Origin of the sequence: Vibrio sp. 10N.222.48.A3, from assembly GCF_041475345.1 — a bacterium.
Classification (GTDB): Bacteria; Pseudomonadota; Gammaproteobacteria; order Enterobacterales; family Vibrionaceae; genus Vibrio; species Vibrio tasmaniensis_A.
In genome coordinates this window covers 1-4,964 of record NZ_JBFRVX010001152.1, presented here as the reverse complement: position 1 = coordinate 4,964, position 4,964 = coordinate 1, and the positions used below count along the sequence as shown (strand labels likewise).

5 protein-coding genes and 2 pseudogenes are annotated in these 4,964 nt (G+C 44.9%); 1 reads left to right on the top strand and 6 read right to left on the bottom strand.

The features are described from left to right. Positions 1 to 48 precede the first annotated feature (48 nt). Together AB4653_RS24560 and hemB are read right to left on the bottom strand one after the other, a co-directional pair. Positions 49 to 489: a GNAT family N-acetyltransferase gene (locus AB4653_RS24560; protein ID WP_009848048.1), complete on the bottom strand. Its 441-nt coding sequence runs from the start codon at positions 487 to 489 to the stop codon at positions 49 to 51. Between the two features lie 81 nt (positions 490 to 570). Continuing rightward, entirely contained in the window at positions 571 to 1,614 is a 1,044-nt protein-coding gene (gene hemB, locus AB4653_RS24555; protein ID WP_009848049.1) for a porphobilinogen synthase, read from the bottom strand. Positions 1,615 to 1,822: 208 nt separating this feature from the next. On the opposite strand from hemB, the pseudogene AB4653_RS24550 reads away from it, so the two are divergent. Beyond that, positions 1,823 to 2,568, top strand: a pseudogene (locus AB4653_RS24550) (TatD family hydrolase). A gap of 191 nt (positions 2,569 to 2,759) precedes the next feature. Here AB4653_RS24550 and tatC read toward each other — a convergent pair. From tatC to ubiB, 4 genes and pseudogenes are all read right to left on the bottom strand, one after another. Beyond that, complete coding sequence (gene tatC, locus AB4653_RS24545) at positions 2,760 to 3,515, bottom strand: twin-arginine translocase subunit TatC (protein WP_009848051.1); 756 nt, start codon at positions 3,513 to 3,515, stop codon at positions 2,760 to 2,762. 148 nt (positions 3,516 to 3,663) lie between these two features. After that, a complete protein-coding gene (gene tatB / locus AB4653_RS24540; protein WP_004735566.1) occupies positions 3,664 to 4,071 on the bottom strand; it encodes a Sec-independent protein translocase protein TatB in 408 nt (135 codons plus the stop codon). A gap of 3 nt (positions 4,072 to 4,074) precedes the next feature. Next, positions 4,075 to 4,329, bottom strand: a complete 255-nt coding sequence (gene tatA / locus AB4653_RS24535) for a Sec-independent protein translocase subunit TatA (protein WP_009848052.1) — start codon at positions 4,327 to 4,329, stop codon at positions 4,075 to 4,077. A 54-nt stretch (positions 4,330 to 4,383) separates the two neighbouring features. Continuing rightward, positions 4,384 to 4,964: pseudogene (gene ubiB, locus AB4653_RS24530) on the bottom strand (ubiquinone biosynthesis regulatory protein kinase UbiB); the annotation flags it as partial.

Sequence of the window (4,964 nt, the reverse complement as noted above, 5' to 3'; positions counted from 1 at the left end):
CTCATTAAATTCATTTTAAATGATTTATCACCCCGATAAAGCAAATCATTAAGCTGATAATTGCTTCACGAAATGGATTCGATTTTCATTAATCTCTTCTTTTTCTTCCAATTTTTCAATTCGATATCCATTTTTCAATAGTAAACACAGCATCGCAGGAAACTGGTTACGAGATTTTACTTTCAGTTGCTCATAACCCCGCTCTTGTGCCCACTGCTCCTGAACATCTAATTGAGCCTGTGCGACCCCCTTATTTCTTGCAAGCGGTGACACACCACCAAACCAACTATAGAAAGTATTTGAGTTAAGCTCATAACCAATTTTAAAGCCGAGTAACACGTTCGCCTCTTCAGCCACTAAGATCAGGCTCTTTTTCCCTTCAAGCCGAGCTGCCAGTGAAGCGACACTCTCTTTTCTAGCAAATTCAGAGATCTGCTCGACAACAGACACAACCTCTCCCAGTGAACCTTCACGTACTATGACTGACATCTTCTTCCATCCTCATAAGCGAAAGGGCTGACACAATGGCCAACCCTTTTACTGAATATCACTTAAGTTAACGTTAAGTTGTTACTTTTCTTTTAAGTGCTTGGCTGCTTGTGCATTGTCTTCAGCAAGCCACTCTGCAACATCTTTAGCGAAGTAAGTCAGAATGCCATCAGCACCAGCACGCTTAAAGCACAGCAGTGATTCCATAACGGTGTCGCGTTCTTTCAGCCAACCGTTTTGAATTGCTGCTTTGTGCATCGCATACTCACCAGACACTTGATAAGCATACGTTGGTGCTTGAAGTTCATGTTTCACACGACGCACGATGTCTAAGTAAGGCATGCCTGGCTTAACCATCACCATATCCGCACCTTCATTGAGATCCATTGCCACTTCGTGAATCGCTTCATCGCTGTTGGCTGGATCCATCTGGTAGTTCTTCTTATTACCACCTTTCAGGTTCGAAGCACTGCCGACTGCATCACGAAATGGGCCGTAATAGCACGATGCGTATTTCGCAGAGTACGCCATAATCTGAGTATGAATATAACCCGCTTCCTCTAACGCTTCACGGATCTTACCAATACGACCATCCATCATATCCGACGGAGCAACCACATCTGCACCGGCTTCAGCATGCGATAACGCCTGCTGAATCAACACTTCAGTCGTTTCATCATTCATCACGTAACCATCTTCATCGATGATGCCGTCCTGGCCGTGAGTGGTAAATGGGTCCAGTGCAACATCAGTAATCACACCCATATTTGGCACGTGCTCTTTTAATGAACGTACCGCACGCTGCACTAAACCTTCTGAATTATGAGCTTCAGCCGCGCATAAGCTTTTAGCATCTTGGTTCACGACCGGAAACAGAGCAATCGCAGGAACACCCAATTTTGACAGGTAATCCGCTTCTTCAAGCATCAGATCGATCGACAAGCGTTCAACACCCGGCATTGACTCGACAGGCTCGCGGCGGTCTTTACCCATCAGGATAAACATTGGGTAGATGAGGTCATCCACAGACAATTGATTTTCTGCCATTAGGCGACGGCTAAAGTCGTGCTTACGCATACGGCGCATACGGCGACCTGGGAATTGACCTTGAATTGAAACAGACACTAGATTCTCCTTGCCTAGTCTAAGCACCGAAATGCTTAGATATGAAAAGTGCTAAATACAGGCAAAAGCATATCACTGATGGCTCAGGACGCTAGCAGTAAAATATAAAACCCACTCAAAAACAGGGATAAATGGCAAAAAATGACCTTCTCCTCACACTGCCGTATACTCATGACAACTCAGTAAAGACTGCTTTCAGGACAAAATAATGATCGACACCCATGCTCATATTTACGCGAGCGAATTCGATGAAGACCGTGAACAAGTCGTGCAGCGCGCACTGGTTCAAGGTATTGATACCTCGATTTAGCTTCTATCGAGCCCATGTTAGCGACGGAAGCTCAGTTTCCTGATGTGTGTCGTTCAATGATGGGCTTACACCCTTGTTATGTGGATGCGAATATCGAGCAGACCCTCAAAGCCATTCGAGCTTGGTTTGATAAACATGACTTTATCGCCGTGGGTGAGATTGGTATCGACTTGTACTGGGATAAAACCTTCAAGGCTGAACAAGAGATGGCTTTCGTGACTCAGCTGCAGTGGGCAAAAGAGCTCGATCTGCCAGTGGTGATCCACACTCGTGATTCTATTGAAGAGACACTTGCCTTACTTCGTAAAGAACAAGACGGCAGCTTACGTGGCGTATTCCACTGCTTTGGCAGCAGCTTAGAGGAGGCTCAAGCGATCAACGAGCTAGGCTTTCACTTAGGTTTAGGCGGTGTATCGACCTTTAAGAACTCAGGAATGGACAAGGTGATTCCACATCTTGATATGAATTACGTCATTCTAGAGACAGATTGCCCATACTTGGCACCAACACCGAATCGCGGTAAACGTAATGAGCCAGCCTACACGGAATTGGTAGCAAAACGCATCGCTGAATTGCGTGGAATGACCCTTGAAGAAGTCGACAATATAACGACCAGCAACGCTAAATTACTGTTTGGTTTATAATATAAATCGCAGTAAATCATCAGAAATAACGCAGTGATCGAGCTTTAAAACAAGTGAGCGTAACCCGTTATTTATGACGAAGGTATAATCGACATTCGATAAACAGACACAATAAAAAAGCGGCCTCGGGCCGCTTTTTTATTGTGTCATGTTTGCTGAAGGACTCTAGCAATTATACTCTTACAGCAGAATCAAGATTCAGCTTCTTCCTCTTCATCCGCATCTGGCTTACGCACATAGAAACGTGCGAAGAACAGACCGATCTCAAACAGAATACACATTGGAATCGCCAACAGTGTCTGCGAGATCATATCGGGAGGTGTCAGCATCATACCGACGATAAAAGCACCGACAACAATGTACGGACGCTTTTCAGACAGAGCCTTAGGCGTTGTCGCCCCCGTCCAACATAACAAGATAATCGCTACTGGTACTTCAAAGGCAATACCAAAAGCAAAGAACAGCGCGAGTACAAAATCGAGATAACTTGATATGTCTGTCGCGAACTCTACCTGCCCTAAGGAAATAGCCGTGAAGAAACTAAATACCAATGGGAATACTACGAAGTAAGCAAACGCCACACCACAGTAAAACAGCAAAGAACTTGAAGCCAATAGCGGCATGATCAAGCGTTTTTCATGCTTGTACAAACCCGGAGCAACAAAGGCCCACACCTGATACAAAATAAACGGCACCGCGACAAAAATAGACGCGATTAAGGTTAATTTTAGTGGTGTAAAAAATGGCGATGCAACATCCGTTGCGATCATCGTCGCCCCTTCAGGTAAGCGATCTACCAAAGGTGCTGATACGAATTCATAAATATCATTAGCAAAATAAATTAGCCCGACAAATATCACTAGAACAGCGACAATCGCGCGTAGTAAGCGATTACGTAATTCTAGAAGATGGCTAATTAAAGGCTGTGTCTGCTCAGTCGAAGACATGTCAAACCTCTTAAACAGGAAGATCGAAAAGGAGCCGCGCACCTATCTATCCAGTTGAATTGGTATCCACTTGAATAGTTATCTACTTGAATAGCTATCGATTTAAACATCTAGCAACTCAAGCATCTGGCGACTCCTCCTTGCGAGACTATTCGGCTTTCTTATCTGACGGTGCTGAAGCTTCGCTGTTGACCTGAATGGTTTCAGATTCCACAGTTTCCGTGACACTAGGTTCAGTCTCACTTGGCTTATCAGACTCAGGCTTAGCGTACGGACGTTGAACTTGAGCAGCGGCCTGCTTGAGTTCATCGACTGACGCTTTTAGGTCTGGAGATAAATCTTCCATACCCATTTTTTCCGCCTTGCGTAGGTTTTCTTGCAGCTCTTGCACCTTAAGCTCGTGAGAAAGTTCATCTTTCACACTGTTTGCCATGCTTTTCGCTTGTCCAACAAACTTGGAAATACTACGAATCGCCACGGGCAAACGCTCAGGTCCTAAAACCACTAACCCAACGACAGATATTAATACCAGTTCCCAAAAACCGATATCAAACACGATTTACGCCTGCTCTTTGTCTTTCTTTGTTTCAGCAGTTGTTTCAGCGCTAGCTTCTGTCTTCTGCTGTTCAATATTCTTTGGTTCAAAGTCTGCATCTTTCTTATCTGCAGGCTTGTCTTCATCGCTCATCGCTTTTTTGAAGCCTTTCACCGCTGAACCTAAGTCACCACCCATACCGCGCAGTTTCTTTGTTCCGAAAAGTAAAATTACAATTACAGCAATGATTAGAAGTTGCCAAATACTGATACCACCCATTGTCATTGTCCTCGGGTCTGTCTACACATAAAAAATATAAAGAGAGTCTACTGTCTAACGACGGTAAGCTCGCCAACTAAGCAACCAAAATGTGACACCTGCGATGCCACAGCCCATAGATAGCTGCTCATAAGGGCTTGAAACTAATATTGCGGAGCATACGACTAAAGTGGCTCCAACGCCAAACAAAAACTTTCCAGTTGCTTGCTGACGCTTACTATCTCGGTAACCTTGATAAAGCTGATCCATTCTATGGTTCATCGCTTTACCTTGGCGCAAGCTGTCATAAAGCAGCTCTGGCAGCTCTGGCAGTTTTTCTGCCCAGAATGGCGCGCGCTCTTTTACTGCGTTGATCACAGCTTGCGGCCCCACCTGATTCATCATCCAGGTTTCAAGGAAAGGCTTAGCCGTCGCCCACAAATCAAGCTGCGGATACAACTGGCGACCTAGGCCTTCCACATACAACAAGGTCTTCTGCAGAAGCACCAACTGAGGCTGAACCTCCATGTTGAAACGTCTTGCTGTATTAAATAAGTTTAGCAACACATGGCCAAATGAGATCTCGCCAAGTGGTTTTGCAAAAATTGGCTCACACACCATACGGATCGCGAACTCAAAATCATTGACGTTGGTGT